This is a genomic window from Cyanobium sp. Alchichica 3B3-8F6 (assembly GCF_024346435.1).
In the GTDB taxonomy this organism is placed as follows: domain Bacteria; phylum Cyanobacteriota; class Cyanobacteriia; order PCC-6307; family Cyanobiaceae; genus Cyanobium_A.
The window spans coordinates 1-14,846 of sequence record NZ_JAGQCZ010000025.1 but is presented as its reverse complement, the minus strand read 5'-3'; the positions used below and the strand labels follow the sequence as shown (position 1 = coordinate 14,846).

Here is a 14,846-nt window from a genome sequence, read left to right as displayed (position 1 = left end):
GTTGGAATCAAGCTGATCAACTGCTGCGCCTGGGATTTGGGGCATGGAGGTGAGCCATTCCCGCCGACCAAAGCCGATGCTGTCAGACCCCGCCAGCACTCCGTAGACACACTTTTAGGCGGCCCTGGGGGTCTGAGGTGCGCGGCCCACCCCGGCTACGCCGGGGTGGGGATGCCGGGGGAATTACACCACTGCCTGGGACGCGGGCTGATGGATGGCCGGGGCTCAGCAAAGATGTTCCCCGAAGGGGGCATCGCCTGCAGCAGGCAGGCGGCAGAGTGGGTTCGACTCCCATCAGCCCTGACCAACATGCCTCTCTGTCAGCGCGACCTTCCCTATCCGCATTGGGAGTTCAGCGATCCCGACAGCGGTGATCTGCTGCGGGTGGTGCCCGAGCGCGGCGGCCTGATCAGCGGCTGGCGCTGCGGCGACTGGGAGGTGGTGTACCTCGATCTGGAGCGCTTCCACGATCCTGCCCAGTCGGTGCGAGGCGGTTTCCCGGTGCTGTTTCCGATCACGGGTGGGCTGCCGGACAACCAGCTGCCCCTGCCCCAGGGCGCCTTCACCATCGGCCAGCACGGCTTCGCGCGGCAGTTGCCCTGGCAGATGGAGCCCCTGGCGGATGGCCGCGGCGTGGCCCTGGAGTTGCGCGACACAGAGGAGACGCTCCAGGCCTATCCCTTCCAGTTCCTGCTTCGCATGGAGGTGCGGCTTGATCCTGGTGCCCTGGAAATCGTCACCACGGTGAGCAACCGCAGTGGAGCACCGATGCCGTTCAGTTTTGGGCTTCACCCCTATTTCAATCTCTCCAGCCTGGAGGAGGTGCGCTTTGAGGGGCTGCCGGACGAATGCCTGAACCACCTCACGATGGCGCCTGCTGCCACCGCTGAGCAGATGCAACGGTTGGCCCAGGGCATCGATCTGCTGGTGCGTCCCACCGGGCCGGTGCGGCTGGTGGATGAGGCGGCCGGCGCCACGCTTGAACTGCAGCTCAGCCATCCCTTCGATCTGGTGGTGCTCTGGACGGAACCGCCCCGCCCGATGGTGTGCATCGAACCTTGGAGTGCTCCGCGCCAGGCCCTGCTGAGCGGTGATCGCAGGATCGAGTTGGCGCCCGGTGCCAGCACCGAGCTCCACACGCGCTACGCGTTGATTCGTGCCTGATTCAGACCCTGCCTGAGAGCACCACCACGGCAAACAACACGGCCACCAGCAGAAGCTCGCTCACTGTTGTGTCCATGGTGTGCTCCAGTGGCGCGATCCGCGCTTCAGTGTCGAGGACTGGGGTCAATGCCGCGCCCCCATCTGGGGGGAATGCCGCCCAAGCGCCAATGAGGGGCTCAACCAAACGATCGGCTCGTGCAACACGCCCTATTCCCCAGGCGGTGCGTGATGCCACCCCAACTTCAGGATTTTGAGACTTTTGTCGCCTCGCCTGGAAACGCCCCCTGTGTGATTCGAACACACGACCGGCTGCTTAGAAGACTCTGGTTGCAAACGCCAAGACTTGTTGCTGTAACTGATGTTTAGTGTCCGGCTGCCTTGGGTGTGAGAAGGAATGTGAGAAGGTTTGGGGTCTCAGGGCCCTTGGAGCTCGTCAGGAAGGGTCTGGATATCGAGCAGCTGCTTGTAAGGCGGCTGCTCGCTGGGGCAAGCGAGGCATTGCACGAGCGCGGTGGTCCTTATTGATGGGAAGGGCTGTTCCCTTGAATAAGCCGGCGGCGTATTCAAGGATTGTCGAGGTTCCGCGCGGCGCGAAGTTGCATTAAGGGCCTTCGGTTGTCCAGACCAGCTTCGTTCTACGGACGCCGCAGTGCTCCGGTCGGCGACGGCCGTCCTTCAGCGTGCCACGGCTGCGCAGTGGCCTGCATCGGCCAGCCGCCGCCGCCTTTGCTCCGGGGCCGGTGATGGGTTGGCGGGCTTGGTCGCTCCTCCGCGGCTGCGGTGGCCAGGCAGCTGGTTGCCGGTGGGCGGCAGGGGTGAGGCCCCAGTTTCTTTGCACGGCTGCGCGGCCATTGTTCTGTTCGGCCTTGATCTGAAGGTCTTGATCCTCAGCAATCCAGGGCTACTGCATGGAGCTCCGCTTTGCATAGATCCATTGCCCTGCAGCGCTTCTACCCTGCTTAAAGTGCATTTGTACTGGTAGAATAAGGGCTGCGCCAAAGGCCCCAAGCCCATCGCCTGCGGCAATCTCATCCCCTGATCTCGCCATCGCGGCCGCATATCTCTGAGCGGTTCTGATGCCCCGATCAGTTGTCACTTTCGGCAACTGATTCCATGGTTATTTCTCACTGTTCCAGGTTGAGTTACGCCCCGGCTCGCTCGCTTGTGATCGCAGCAGGAGGCGGCCGTGATCTGGTCTGGTCCCATCAGCGGGTTGCCGCTGAGCTGCTCGCCTGCGCTGGCGGCCGGCCGGTGCATCTGCTGCTCCATGGCGGCGCCCGCGGCGCTGATGCCGCTATCGGCCGGGCTGCCCATCAGCTGGGTTGGTCCTCTTTGGTGATGCCGGCTCAGTGGCAACGCCACGGCCGCGCTGCCGGTCCGATCCGCAATCGGGAGCTCTTGGAGCAGGCCATTGCCCGGGCCGAGGCCCACAGCTCCCCTGGCTATCAGGCCTCGGTGCTGGTGGTGGCCTTCCCGGGCGGCACCGGCACCGCCTCGCTGGTGCAGCAGGCCCGCCGCATGGCCTCCCGATCTCTCGTTCCGATCGCGGTTGCAGAGGTCAGTCCATCGGCAGGGCTATGGGCTGCTCCAGCCCTCGCCGGTTGCTGAGCACACAGCACAAGACTTCCGCGCCACTGGCGCTGCGTTCCGTTCCCGCATTCTTCATTCCTCACTTCGTCATGGCTGTTCTCACTCCCATTCCCGCGCTGGCTCCTGTCGCCGAGTCGGCACCGTCAGCGGTAAGCCCGGCCTGCGCCCTGCAGCGTTCCGGCTCCCTTTGGCAGCTGGGCATCGAGGCCCAGGAGCTCACCACTGCGATCGGGCAGTTGGCCGAGCAGCTGGAAACCGATGACCTGGAGCAGCGCGCCTCAGCCCTGGCTGAGCTGGAGGCGGCCTTATTGGCAGAAGAGGGCAACAAGACAGCGCTGGCTGCCAAGGCCGATGCCACCTGCTGGGTGATCGAGCACCTCCGCGGTCAGGCCGCCTATCGCCAGCAGCAGGCCAAGCGCCTCAGCGAACTAGCCCGTAGTGATGCCGGCCGGGCTGATGCGCTGGAGGAGTCGCTGGTGTTTGTTCTCACCCAGCTGCAGCCGGCGGCCACCCGCTTCTCATTCCCCAATCACGAGCTCAGCAGCCGCAAATCCCAGGCAGTGGTGATCGACGACGAGCAGGCCCTCGATTCGGAGTGGCTCGCCGTCACCACCACCAGCAAGCCGGACAAGGCCGCCATCAAGGAAGCCCTCAAAGCCGGACGCCAGATCTCCGGCGCCCAGCTCCTCTCCCGCCGCTCCTGGCGCATCACCTGATGGCCACAGGCCGTCCCGATGGGCCCGCAGCAGGACCGGGACCGCATTCCTTCCTTCCGCGTCCCACCTCACCCGGAGCACCTCCATGCGCACCACCGCCTTCTCCCCTGAACAGATCGCCGCTCTATCGGCACCTCTCGATCGTGCCAAGGTTCAGACCCGCAGCCAGGCCGGGCGGTCCCTGGCTTATCTGGAGGGTTGGCAGGCCATTGCCGAGGCCAACCGCATCTTTGGCTTTGACGGCTGGCAACGCGAAACCATCGCCGTGCAGTGCGTCGCCGAGCGCGAGCGCACCCTCGGCAGCAGCAACCGCGCCGGCTGGGGCGTCACTTACACCGCTCGCGTTCGTATCCGTGTCGGGGATGTCATCCGAGAAGGCAGCGGTGCCGGCCACGGCATCGACGCCGACCTGGGCCAGGCCCACTAGTCCGCCCTCAAGGAGGCCGAAACCGACGCCATGAAGCGGGCCCTGATGACCTTTGGTAATCCGTTTGGCCTGGCGCTCTACGACAAACAGCAGCGGGAGGTCACGAATACCGTTGCCCCTCCACCCAGAAGCCCTGTGCCGTCATCGGCACCATCGCAACCGGTGCAGAGCACCGACCTGGCTGAGGCAGGGCTTGAGCCCCTTGATCCCGCCACCGTTCAAAAGCTTCTGGCCACAGTGCGGTGTTTGCCCCGCCCCGCTCTGGAAGGGTTCACCAAGGCATTCCGCAAACGCTTCCAGGTGCCGGCCGAGGTTCCCTCAATCGCCGATCGGATCTGCCAGCGCAGGCACCACGACTGGATTGAGACGTTTCTGGTGTCGCACCGGGAGGTGCGCCTGACAGATCAGCACCAGGCTGCGGCTTAAACGCTGAGGAGGAAGCAGCTCAATGGCATCGAGCTGCTTACCCTGATAGAGATCGGCCACGATGGGGCCATGCGCACGCAAACCGGACTCGGCTGGGCTGGCTGCACCGCGGTGGAGCAGGATCCGCAGCGCGTCAGTGGTGCCTGGGTGTTCCGCGGAACTCGGATCCCGGTGGCCGCTCTCTTCGAGAACCTGGAAGACGAAGTCTCCCTCGCTGAGTTTGTGGAGATCTTCCCCGGGGTGAGCCTGGAGCAGGCCTTGCTGGTGACCGAGGCATCCTCCACTTAGAGCAGGTCTCGGAATTGCTGAGGAGTCAGGCCTGCATCACGGGCGATGGAGCCCCTTGGTGATGGCGTTGATGGGGTCATGCCGAGGGATGACCAGCCTCCTTTCGCCATTGCTCAAGATCAGGTGGCCTGACTCCCGCACGATGCGGTAACCCAGCTTCTGGAATGCGCGAACAGCGTCTTTCTAGCTGATCCCGGGCGGGCGGGGCATTCAGATCGCCAGCTCCAGTGTCTCCACTTGCTTGATGCCGGCTTCTGCTGCCTCCACCTCAAGCCAAAGACCGATGGCCTCGCGGATGTTGGCCAGGGCTTCTTCCCGGTTGTCGCCCTGCGAATGGCACCCGGGCAGATCCAGGCAACTCACCGACCAGCCCTCCTCTGTCTCCAGCAAACGGATCCTGTACGACACCGCCCGGTCCTCATGCTGACTTGAACCTAGCCAGATCCAGCCTCAGCGCTGCAGCAGCCAGCGCAGCAATGACAGGCCGATGATCAGCCCGATGCCGGTGTTCCAGAGCCAGGACGGACGCGCCGCCAACCGCTCCAACCAAGCCGGCAGCTGATAGCGCCACTGCTCCAGCGCGAGTTCCGCCAGCAGCAGCACCAGCAGGGGGATGCCAATCGCCAGCACGAGTTCGCGGAGCATCGGCAGCTCTCCTCTGCCTGAACCGTATTCAGACCAAGGCAAACAGAGTGCTTCTTTCTACGATTGGCCCATGGCGTTCCCACTCATCAGCCACGACCCCGCCGTGATGAGCGGCAAGCCCTGCATCCGCGGGCTACGGATCACGGTGGGCACCATCGTGGGCTTGGTCGCCAGTGGAAACAGTCGGGAGCGCATCTTGCAGGCCTACCCCCTGCTTGAACCGGCAGACATCGATGCGGCTCTCGCCTACGCCGCCTGGCGCATGGAAGAGCGGGAAGAGGCTCTGGTCCTGAGCTGATGGCCAGACTCCTGGTCGACATGGCTGTTTCAACGCAACAGCCTGTCGACCGAATGGATCTCGCTCTTGCAGGCCGCCGGCCATGAAGCTGTGCGTTGGTCTGAGGTGGGCGACCCGAGGGCTCCTGATACGGCCCTGATGCAGTGGGCAGTCGCCAACGACTACGCCGTTTTCACGCACGACCTGGACTTCGGGACGATGCTCGCCCTCAGCGGAGTTAATGGTCCCAGCGTGCTCCAGGTGCGCTGCATCAACGTGCTCCCTGAGGCAATCGGCACCCTGGTTCTGTCGGTCCTTCGGTCGTATGCAACCGAAATGGAGCAAGGAGCGCTGGTGGTGGTCGATGAATGCCGCGCACGGGCGCGAATCCTGCCGCTGACCAGGCGGGGCTGAACCGCCACCAACCGCAACCGTGCTAGTACAGATGTACGCATGCGAGTTGGTTCATGGGCATCCCCCTCCCGCGGCCAGCGGCTCTGGCCGCCCGGCTCGAAACCCCAGTCGAGGAGTGGCCGTATCTCGATGAAGACGTGCTGCTCAAGACCCGCAGCCGCAAGGTCTGCATGACCTGCCATTGGTTTCGCCATCACGCCGGGGTGAACTGCATCCCGGTGCTCACCTGCCAGTTGCACCTGGGCCTGATCGCCCACGGCGAGCACCTCACCAGCCGCTGCCAGGGCTGGGCCGACGACATGGTGCGTCAGCAGGGTTGGGCGCCGGAGGTGGCCTGAGCAGCTCCTCATGCACGTCGGTGACAAGAAGCGCCCGCCACTCTCCCCGCAGGACGGGTGGATCAGCGACGGCCGCCAAGTGCTGCACTTCCAACCGCTGCGCTACGACCGCTGGAGTCAGGCGTTGGAGGTGACCCTCGGGGAGCTGATCCCCGGAGAGCCTGCGCCGCTGCTGAAGCGGCGCAGGGAGCTGACGCGGGAGCAGGCGATCAGGCTCTGGGTTCAGAAGCGGCAGCAGGGTTGGCGGGCCTGTTCGCCGCAATGGATTCCGCCGAGGCCGCTGCGGGCCTGAGCTACATCGGCATCGCTGCATCGCTCAGCCGCAGGTGCCGAGCCCCGCTCGCCAAAGTGCCGCCCCTCGTCTGTGTCGCCATGCCCCCCACCCGTGAGCAGATCCTTGCCGCTTCCGCCGGTTGGGTGGCGGTCGTGCTGAACGTGCTGCCGGGCCTGGGAGCCGGCTACCTCTATCAGCGCCGCTGGAAGGCGTACTGGAGGATCACCTCGGCCCTCGCCACCGCATGGTTTGTCGCTGGTGCCGTGCTGGGCCAGAACGCTGATGCCGCAGCAGAGACCAAGAACCAACTGCTGGGGCTGATCGGCCTGCTGGCCTTGGCCGGCGTCAGCGCCACTGAGGCCGGCCTCGCTGTGAAAAAGGTGCGTCAGGGCGGCTGACCCGATTCAGCACGCCAAACCTCCACCCTGCTCCCGTCTGGAGCCGGAGGCAATGCGTGTAATGGCCGATTGTGCGGGGAGGCAGGCGGCGCCAATCTGAGTTCAGAAATCAAGGAGGCGCCCAAAATGGACGACACGCCACCCCGCCAGTTACCAGAAGCACGCTGACTGCAGGCCCCTGCTCCAACAGTCTTCACCCAATCGTGGGCGGGTCGTTCAGCCGGGCAAGAGAGCAGCCTTCGCCGCTGATTCTCACCTTGTGCGCCTGACTGATCGACACTCCAACTGCACCGCTTTAGGTGCCCTCCGGAGAACCAATAGCCCCACACCTGGAATGTTCGGCCCCAGGTGCCAACGCCAGCAGCTTCGCCAGCCCATGCCACGCTCCAGCGTGTGATGACACGACGACCCCCGGGGCCCACCTCGGGGGTTTTGTTTTGTCAGCCCAACAATCGCTTCTCAGCCACCAGGCGCGCCGCCTCCTGCACCGCCTGGATGCAGCGCTGGGCGCGGCGTTTGGCATCATCCTGGCTCTGGGCCCGCAGCAGGTACCCCTCCATCGCCTCCGGGGTTTCGATCAAGGCCAGCAGACCCGCGGTTCGGGGCCCCAGGGAGTCATCGGCCAGCAGCCGGCACACGCTGCCGTGCTCCCACAGCAGGGCGCCGGATGATCCCGGTGCAAACAGTCCCTGCCGCAGCAGCGCTAGCAGCTCCTGTTTGAGAGCATCCAACTGGCCCGGCCGCAGGCGGCGGCTGTTGGGCAGCCCTTCCGCGCTCCCTGCAGGGATCACGGCTGCCCGTTCCGGCGTGTTCTCCACGCTCCAGCTCAGGCCAGTTCCCGGCACACCCACCGTGGTGCGCGCATCCCCACTTCGCGCGACGGGGATGTTGAACGAGGCGCCCCGGCCGCCCACCGAGATGGAGCTGAGCCCACCCTTGGCAAAGTTGAAGCGCAAGGGCCCCAGGCGAGCGGAGCGGCGGAAACGGAAGCCCATGGCTCAGCGACTCTTGACGCAGTAGCTGCCCGAGCTGAACCAACCCAACGGGCAGGAGTTGCCGGTCTTCTGGATCGCTTCCCGGTTGTTGCTGGGGCTGCTGAGGCAGTAGTTGCCCGAGCTATAAAACCCCAGCGCACAGCTGTTGCCGCTCTTCTCGATGGCGCCCCGAGTGTTGCTGCTCTTGCTGGGAACGCAGTAGCTGCCGGAGGCGTAGTAGCCGAGCGGACACCCGCCCACTTTCGGGATGGGTTGAATCGGCTGCTGGGCCAGGGCTGCCATGGGGGCGAGCGCCAGGAGTGACGGCATGAGTGCTGTTCTGGGCATGGTTCAGTCCACGCGGAAGGTCACGGCCATCACCGCCGTGATGTCCTTGTCGATGGTGCGGGTGTCATAGGAGCCGGTGTCGCTGGCCTCGGTGGAGTTGGGAGCGGTGATCTGGAAGGTGCCGGTATCCGCGTTGGTGATGGCGCCGATGCCGGTACCGGCCTCCCAGGCGATGGCGCGGGCGCGCGCTTTGGCGTCCTTGGTCGCCTTGGCGAGCATGTCGACCCGTTTCTCTCCGAGTTTGGTGAAGGTGTAGGCGGGCTCATTGATGGTGAGCGGCACGCCCTGGCCGATCAGTTGGCCGATCTGCCCCGAGATCTTGTAGATCTTGTCCACATTCCAGCTGCCGATCAGGATCGCCTGCTTGGTGGTCCAGGTGGTGGAGCGCAACTCACCGGTGCGGGGGTCGCGCACCTCCTCCTTTTCGGATTTCACCGAATCGAGCTCCATCTCATCGGGTTCGGTGCCCTGAGCTTTCAGGAACGCCACCGTCTTCTGCACCGCTGGCTGGAGACCCTGATAGGAGACTTGCTGGCTGGGGCCGCTCTGGCTCACCTCCACGGACCAGTCGACGTAGTCGGAGGTGATCCGCTCGGTGCTGGCGCCGGTCACGGTGATCGTGTCATTGGCGTTGCGGATGCCCTTCACCAGCACGCCACTGGCTGTTGTGAGGCCAAGGCCGAGCACGGCCATCGCGAAGACCAGGGGTGGTGTGCGGTTGAGGAAAGCCCAGCTGGCTGAACCCCAAACCCGAAGCTGCTGGCGGTTAGGGAACATCCGAATGGGGCCATTCTGGCGAGGGTCAATCGGGTTCAAGGCTTGTGCAGCAGATCTCCAGAACCTATTCAGGGATCCGGCCTGTGGCCCCAAAGCTCGTGCGAAGAACCCATGCCCCAAGGCAAGGGTGGCAAACGCAAGACAACGCGAGTAGGGAGCCGGAATCAAGAACGGGGCATCAGCTGCCAACCTCGCCAGTGCTGGTTAAAGCTCAATCAGCTGCGGAGCACTCCTGGTCTCATGCATGGGAATGGCCTGCCTCCTTTGGCGGTGCACACACAGCAACGCTACGAGTGCTTGATCTATGCACGCACCGAATAGACACGCTGAGATCAGTAGCTTGACAAGATAGAGAAGGATGCCTAGAGTTAAATTACTATGGCATTCCTGTGTAGAGCATGAGTCAAGATCTGATCATTCAGCAGCTAGTGAATTCCGTCAAAAAAGAGCCACGCAACAAAATCATTATTAATGCCAGTCCCCTAGTCGCCTATTCAGCGGAAGAGCTTGAGAAAGAGGTTTCTGCTGCGCAATTGGCTGAGGCTCTCTCCCACTATGAAGACGGCGATGCCTCAGAAGATGATCAGAGTTTAGTGGACGCGGCAACAAGTCTCTGCCATCAAGTTGCCAACCGGTGCTGGGGAGAATGCGAAAGCGAAGAGGATGACGAATGGTCTGAAGTAGACATTTCGACCGAGTGGTCTGATTTTGACTCGGATAATCCCGAGGATCTCTTTGTGACCATCTATCAAGACTGAACAGCCTTGACACAAGATTGAGGCCATCAATATATTCCCAAAGCTGCTGAACCCAGTCATGGGCAATCTGGGTCGCTAACCACATTGTGCAAGAGCGATGAGATGGTGAAAGATTCTGCCAGGCCTGATGAGCTAAGCCCTTCTGCCCTGGGCTCCACTGTTAACACTTCTCGGCACCAATGAATCAGCTGCAAGAAGACATATTTAACGTGATCACCTCAATGGTCGCACTAGATGGCTTTGAGAGAATGTACCAAGACCATACCATTAGATATGGCCTCTTAAACTACATCGCTAAGTACAGCCTCGCTCGCGGCACCTATTTGGCTACAGAGGCTTCACTTGACTATCTCGACAGAAGCGGTTTCCTCAAGGATGGCAAGCTTCGCCGCGGCCTGAAATCAAAAAAGAATAAGTTTACTTATGAGCACCCCATCCCTTCCAATGTTATCGGAAGAGAGATTGTCGAGAATAGGCATAATAAACAGGAAATTTCTAATATACTTGAGTGGTCAGACAGGGTGACAATCCTTACCTCAGCAGAGAATGGCAAATTTAGTCAATTCAAGCTTGCGAACAAGATGCCTGATGGGTGGAAGTTTTTCTCAGGCAAGCCATTTGCGCGATACCTAGTCAGTGGGATCTGCATAGAGCCGCCAGCTCTTGAAATAGTCATGACTGGCCAGATAGTCAGGTAGAAGAGCGATTTCTGAGGGCCAAAATGGTCCTAACAGGATTTGCTGGAAGCCTAGAGTCTATCGCGCTAGATCATTTGGTGGCCTCCTAACGCCAAGATCAGAAGCGGGCAGTGACCACAGCAATAGCGGCTCTTCGCATCCGTCTTCTGAATCTTAGTGTTAGACATTCTCTCGGCCGAGCCAGCTCACAAGACACCATCCCACATTTATATGTGTATCCCAGGAGCAAGCAGTGCAATCTGCTTGCGAAAGTAGGAACGGCTAGCCTGCATGTTACGCCTGCCCATGTTAATGTGGGCAAGAGTGAATAGTAACAGGTTGATCAAGTAGGAAACATCACTATTGCCCAGCTCACTCTGATGCCTGTGCTTAAGCATCCACAGGCGGTTGTAGACTCGGTCCACAAGATGAGAAATGCTTTCACAGCTCTCAATTCGATGCTTGAACTGAGGCCGAGAATACGGCTCGTTCTCTAGCCAATCAGCTCTTACTGGATCGCCAAGTATGTGATCAATAGGCACACTGGCTGCAACCAGTGAATCGAACGCTTCCGTACGGAGCAACTCAATATAACCATTGGACCCATTGTCGGTTACCTTCCAAAGGCACTCGGCATTCCAATGGAGCTCGCGACTTAGGCGCTCATAAGCCAAGTGGCGGAGTGTTTTAAACTCCGACCTTTTTGACCAGTCATCCGTGGCTACTGACAAAAGCGGCCGCAACAGTGTCGAAAGGACGCCTAAAGATAGATCCATAGTCGAAGAGACACGTTGATGCCAGTATTTTCAAGTTTACCGTGGGCGAGACTAATGCGCCATGACGCCAAGGGACAGAATAAAATGTCTAACGCCAGCGATCACCTGCCCGAGAGGGCTACAGCCAAGTCAATTTAATGGGTGCATATCTTTGGTGGCGCGGGCGGTGACTGCCAGGAAAGATGACGCCCCTGCTGCTGATCAGGCAGCCACGACAAACGTAGCGGGTTGGTGTTGGATTTCCGGTGTTGGCGGATTGATCCAGACCACTTCTGGTTGACGCCAGCAGCGTGTGGATCGTGACCACCGCCTTGGATTGCGCTGACGTGCCTGTTCGTAGACGACAGCCCGGTGACGGCAGATCTCCACGGCATCACCGTTGTGACGCTGATGGGGCGTCACGAACTTGATCCTGCTGTGGCGATGCCGGTGGTTGTACCAGTCAACAAACGCCGCCACCCATTGGCAGGCAGCTTCCTTGCTGGTGAATGGCCGGCTGGGGTAGTCAGGCCGGTACTTCGGTGTACGGAACAGGGATTCCGAGTAGGGGTTGTCGTTTGAGACTCTTGGCCTGGAGAAGGACCTGAGTACACCCAGCTCCTCCAGCCGGCTCTCGAGCGTGGCGGCCCGCATGGCGTTGCCGTTATCAGCATGGAGGATCAGCGGCTGGCTGCGACCTCTACTGATCCGTTCGCGTAGGCAAGCCCTGCTCACCAGATCCGCTGCGATGGCTGGATCCTCACGCTCCGCGACATCCCAGGCCACCACCTTGCGGCTCCACACGTCGATCACCAGATAGAGGTACAGCCAGATCCCGCGAACGGTGGTGGGGAGATAGGTGATATCCCAGCTCCATACCTGGTTCGGCCTGGCAGCCCGCAGACGCGGTACCGGCCTTGGCTCCTGTGGTGGCCGTGCCCGACCGCGCCGGTGGGCCTGGCCATGGGCATGCAGAACCCGATAAAAGCTGCGCTCCGAACCGATGTAGAGCCCGCGATCCGCCAACACCGGCACGATCTGTCCCGGTGGCAGCGCCGCAAATTCGGGCTCGTTACAGGTCAGCAGGATCCGCTGGCGTTCTTCCTCGCTGAGGCGATGGACGACGTGCCGGTGGCTGCCTTTGCGGCGATCGATGCCATCACCGTGACCAGCGAACTGGCGGCGCCAGCGCTGCAGCGTGGTGAGCCCCACCCCCAGCAGCAGCGCCAGCTCATGGGCTCGGGCACCGTCAGCAATGCCCTCATCCAAAATCTGCAGAGCCTTCTGGCGATCAACAGGCGACGTCAGTCGTCCCCGTCCTCTCCCCAGAAGGCCTGGATCTTTTTTGCGGCCATCAGCAGCGCTGCCGCCTCGGCCAGGGCCTTCTCCTTGCGCCTGAGCTCCTGCTTGAGCCGCTTGATTTCACGTTGGTCCTGGGCGCGGAGCTTCTCCAGCTCCTTCTGCTCTTTCAACGTCAGCACTGGCTTTTCGTTGGCATCCTGGGATGCCTGCCGCCAGCGCTCCACCTGCTCGGGATACAGGCCCCGCTCCCTGCAGTAAGCACTGAGTTCGGTGGCGTTGAGGCCAGCGGTCTCAAGAACCACCGTGAACGTGTCGGTGGCACTCCAGCCCTCAGGGTCCTTCTCGGATGCCGGCACCACCTCTCCTTGCAACCGCCAGGCCTTCCTCCATTTGTAGAGGGTGATGACGTGGATGCCCAGCTCCTCAGAAATCCGGGCCACGCTCTGACGATGCGGCGGACTCATCCGCCTTCTGACATCAGCTTTGACTGCCTCGCTGTAACGACGCATCGACTCGCTCCATCAAGCCCCCTTGGTGATCGAAATGGAGAGGCGTCATCTTTCCTGGCAGAGGGGGGATGAGATGATTGCGTGGCTAGCAGGTCAGCACGATGCCAAGCTGACTTGAGGATGAGCCTGGCCCATAAGCATAGAAGAACTTGCCTAGAATCTAAGCGATTGCTTGACAAGAGCTTCAATCAGCGCAAAGATTGAAACAAGTCTGTTTTTTTCAAAAAATGCAAATCAGCTCTTGCTGTATTCGCCGGTACACGGTTGGCAGCTTGCCCAAAGAACGAGAGGCGCTGGTAGCGGCTATTACAGAAATCAATAATGACAATGCTGGAATTGACGAATATGACGAATACAGCCTCTATCGATTATTCGAAGACGTTGACAATGAGCTTTATTTTGATGGACCGGAATTTAACGATGGAGATATCGACCTGGAATTAGACGATGGATCCGTTATCAGTCTTCGCACGCTCCTTCATAATGGGGCAACAATAAAATCGCTTGGCAATGTAGATGCAACCATCTCGGCTGATAATCTATACTGTTGCACTGACCAACAAGGATCAGGAGAAATTGACTTCTTGGAGTGCAGTGATACCGTGCAGGAAATCATTCACACAACTAGCCAAGCATTAGATCTAGGCAATGAGAAAAAATCTCTAGCCAACGGTCTTGTTTTGCTTACAAAAACATGGCGCACCCCATGGGACGAACTGACTATGTTCGTAGGAATCACAACATCCGAAGACAGTGATCCTGACTTCAGAGATCATTGGGGTGATGGCAGCTACTCCATGGATGTCAATTCCGAGGAAGCTGCTATTTATTCTATGGCATCAGGCCAATGGAATCTGTTGCCGGAAGTTGAGATCCTCCCAATTCTAGAAACTGCAGGGATTTCAATCAGTGATTGGTCAGAGCAAGCATCTTATCACAACATCAATAATTTTCGTTCTGCAATGGGCGCTGGCGGCTACGGCTTTGGACTTGTTCCATTTGTCCAAGACGCTATTAAAAATTTTGCTCTCACAGTCGAAGAGGTTCGCGAGATCAAAAACCAGTCATCAGATGATGCTACAATTACTGCTTGCGTAGCTTATCAACTTGGCTACGATCCAATTATAATTAATCTTCCTGATGGATGTAAGTACGAAATTCAGATTTTCGAGCCCACCGATGAGGGTGCGACCCCCAAGTCCTTGAGCAGCCAGCAGCTTCTTGATTCTATATTTATCAGCAAAATAAGGATCGACTATAGAAATGCTGACGGAAATCTACTAGGCTATACATTAAGTTATCACTGCACTGAGTGCATGGTTGATTTGTCGATTACCGGTGGCGAACAGAATGGAGCCAGGACCATAAGACTTAATCAAATAAGGGTCTCGATTCCTCTCATTGAAGAGTACGAACTGCAAGAAAAAGATTCGTGCCAATTCGTAAGCGACGAGACTTATTCTAAACGCCTTGCGGAATGGAAAGAGTTGCGAGATGCAGCCACAAGAAATGGTTGCATCAATATTGTGACTCTAGACCTTAAGCAAACCGTCGAATACTCCTGGCTTAAGATCTAGCGCTTTCAAGCTTTAGCTTTTCCCAAAGCCCAGCGATAAATCCTTATTTCACAATATGCCAGTGATCAGGCTTTATTCTCTATTACGGTGACTTTCAGGAAAGTTGTCACTCCTGGGCTGCTATTCAGGCGGCCTGGATTAAGGGTAGCGCCAGGGTCGGGTTTGGCTCCTCTGTTGGCTTATTGATCCACACTTCTGCCGGCTGACTCCAG

General features: G+C 59.9%; 19 protein-coding genes and 2 pseudogenes. 13 read left to right on the top strand and 8 right to left on the bottom strand.

Annotated features, from left to right (window positions below):
• Positions 1-309 precede the first annotated feature (309 nt).
• Entirely contained in the window at positions 310-1,164 is an 855-nt protein-coding gene (locus KBY65_RS13325) for a galactose mutarotase (protein WP_255001916.1), read from the top strand.
• A 1-nt stretch (position 1,165) separates the two neighbouring features.
• Here the strand turns inward: KBY65_RS13325 and KBY65_RS13320 are convergent, their stop codons facing one another.
• Positions 1,166-1,291 carry a hypothetical protein gene (locus KBY65_RS13320; protein WP_255001915.1) on the bottom strand — a complete coding sequence of 42 codons (126 nt, stop codon included), beginning with the start codon at positions 1,289-1,291 and terminating at the stop codon, positions 1,166-1,168.
• 1,010 nt (positions 1,292-2,301) lie between these two features.
• Between KBY65_RS13320 and KBY65_RS13315 the strand changes: the two genes are divergently transcribed.
• The 3 genes and pseudogenes from KBY65_RS13315 to KBY65_RS14010 all read left to right on the top strand — a co-directional run.
• The gene (locus KBY65_RS13315; RefSeq protein WP_233128806.1) at positions 2,302-2,772 is read left to right on the top strand and encodes an SLOG family protein; all 471 of its coding nucleotides are present in this window, start codon (positions 2,302-2,304) and stop codon (positions 2,770-2,772) included.
• A gap of 71 nt (positions 2,773-2,843) precedes the next feature.
• Positions 2,844-3,470: a siphovirus Gp157 family protein gene (locus KBY65_RS13310; RefSeq protein WP_255001914.1), complete on the top strand. Its 627-nt coding sequence runs from the start codon at positions 2,844-2,846 to the stop codon at positions 3,468-3,470.
• An 85-nt stretch (positions 3,471-3,555) separates the two neighbouring features.
• Positions 3,556-4,005 (top strand): annotated as a pseudogene (locus KBY65_RS14010) (RAD52 family DNA repair protein); the annotation flags it as partial.
• A gap of 210 nt (positions 4,006-4,215) precedes the next feature.
• Here KBY65_RS14010 and KBY65_RS14005 read toward each other — a convergent pair.
• A complete protein-coding gene (locus tag KBY65_RS14005) occupies positions 4,216-4,383 on the bottom strand; it encodes a hypothetical protein (protein ID WP_233128784.1) in 168 nt (55 codons plus the stop codon).
• Between the two features lie 9 nt (positions 4,384-4,392).
• On the opposite strand from KBY65_RS14005, the gene KBY65_RS13295 reads away from it, so the two are divergent.
• A complete protein-coding gene (locus tag KBY65_RS13295; RefSeq protein WP_094561669.1) occupies positions 4,393-4,611 on the top strand; it encodes a DUF433 domain-containing protein in 219 nt (72 codons plus the stop codon).
• 210 nt (positions 4,612-4,821) lie between these two features.
• On the opposite strand, the gene KBY65_RS13290 is transcribed toward KBY65_RS13295, so the two are convergent.
• Both KBY65_RS13290 and KBY65_RS13285 read right to left on the bottom strand, forming a co-directional pair.
• The gene (locus KBY65_RS13290) at positions 4,822-5,019 is read right to left on the bottom strand and encodes a type II toxin-antitoxin system HicB family antitoxin (RefSeq protein WP_094561668.1); all 198 of its coding nucleotides are present in this window, start codon (positions 5,017-5,019) and stop codon (positions 4,822-4,824) included.
• Between the two features lie 42 nt (positions 5,020-5,061).
• A complete protein-coding gene (locus KBY65_RS13285) occupies positions 5,062-5,256 on the bottom strand; it encodes a hypothetical protein (RefSeq protein WP_094561667.1) in 195 nt (64 codons plus the stop codon).
• A 70-nt stretch (positions 5,257-5,326) separates the two neighbouring features.
• On the opposite strand from KBY65_RS13285, the gene KBY65_RS13280 reads away from it, so the two are divergent.
• The 5 genes from KBY65_RS13280 (at position 5,327) to KBY65_RS13260 (ending at position 6,957) form a co-directional block, all read left to right on the top strand.
• Positions 5,327-5,554, top strand: coding sequence for a DUF433 domain-containing protein (locus KBY65_RS13280; RefSeq protein ID WP_094561666.1), 228 nt, complete (start codon positions 5,327-5,329; stop codon positions 5,552-5,554).
• A gap of 66 nt (positions 5,555-5,620) precedes the next feature.
• Positions 5,621-5,947: a DUF5615 family PIN-like protein gene (locus KBY65_RS13275; RefSeq protein ID WP_233128782.1), complete on the top strand. Its 327-nt coding sequence runs from the start codon at positions 5,621-5,623 to the stop codon at positions 5,945-5,947.
• Between the two features lie 53 nt (positions 5,948-6,000).
• Entirely contained in the window at positions 6,001-6,285 is a 285-nt protein-coding gene (locus tag KBY65_RS13270; RefSeq protein WP_255001913.1) for a galactose oxidase, read from the top strand.
• A gap of 10 nt (positions 6,286-6,295) precedes the next feature.
• Entirely contained in the window at positions 6,296-6,577 is a 282-nt protein-coding gene (locus KBY65_RS13265) for a DUF1651 domain-containing protein (RefSeq protein WP_094561663.1), read from the top strand.
• Positions 6,578-6,657: 80 nt separating this feature from the next.
• Complete coding sequence (locus KBY65_RS13260) at positions 6,658-6,957, top strand: hypothetical protein (RefSeq protein ID WP_254988911.1); 300 nt, start codon at positions 6,658-6,660, stop codon at positions 6,955-6,957.
• Between the two features lie 440 nt (positions 6,958-7,397).
• Here the strand turns inward: KBY65_RS13260 and KBY65_RS13255 are convergent, their stop codons facing one another.
• From KBY65_RS13255 to KBY65_RS13245, 3 genes are read right to left on the bottom strand one after another with little or no spacing between them, the layout of a single operon-like run.
• Complete coding sequence (locus tag KBY65_RS13255) at positions 7,398-7,952, bottom strand: DUF4236 domain-containing protein (RefSeq protein WP_094561661.1); 555 nt, start codon at positions 7,950-7,952, stop codon at positions 7,398-7,400.
• A 3-nt stretch (positions 7,953-7,955) separates the two neighbouring features.
• Positions 7,956-8,261 carry a hypothetical protein gene (locus KBY65_RS13250; RefSeq protein ID WP_255001912.1) on the bottom strand — a complete coding sequence of 102 codons (306 nt, stop codon included), beginning with the start codon at positions 8,259-8,261 and terminating at the stop codon, positions 7,956-7,958.
• 21 nt (positions 8,262-8,282) lie between these two features.
• Positions 8,283-9,056: an SIMPL domain-containing protein gene (locus KBY65_RS13245; protein ID WP_255001911.1), complete on the bottom strand. Its 774-nt coding sequence runs from the start codon at positions 9,054-9,056 to the stop codon at positions 8,283-8,285.
• 398 nt (positions 9,057-9,454) lie between these two features.
• Between KBY65_RS13245 and KBY65_RS13240 the strand changes: the two genes are divergently transcribed.
• Positions 9,455-9,814 (top strand): hypothetical protein, encoded by a 360-nt coding sequence (locus KBY65_RS13240; protein ID WP_255001910.1) that lies wholly within the window; start codon positions 9,455-9,457, stop codon positions 9,812-9,814.
• Positions 9,815-9,993: 179 nt separating this feature from the next.
• A complete protein-coding gene (locus tag KBY65_RS13235; protein WP_094561659.1) occupies positions 9,994-10,512 on the top strand; it encodes a hypothetical protein in 519 nt (172 codons plus the stop codon).
• 956 nt (positions 10,513-11,468) lie between these two features.
• Here the strand turns inward: KBY65_RS13235 and KBY65_RS13230 are convergent.
• Positions 11,469-13,057: pseudogene (locus KBY65_RS13230) on the bottom strand (IS3 family transposase).
• A 227-nt stretch (positions 13,058-13,284) separates the two neighbouring features.
• Between KBY65_RS13230 and KBY65_RS13225 the strand changes: the two are divergent.
• A complete protein-coding gene (locus KBY65_RS13225) occupies positions 13,285-14,634 on the top strand; it encodes a hypothetical protein (protein WP_143592922.1) in 1,350 nt (449 codons plus the stop codon).
• Positions 14,635-14,846 lie beyond the last annotated feature (212 nt).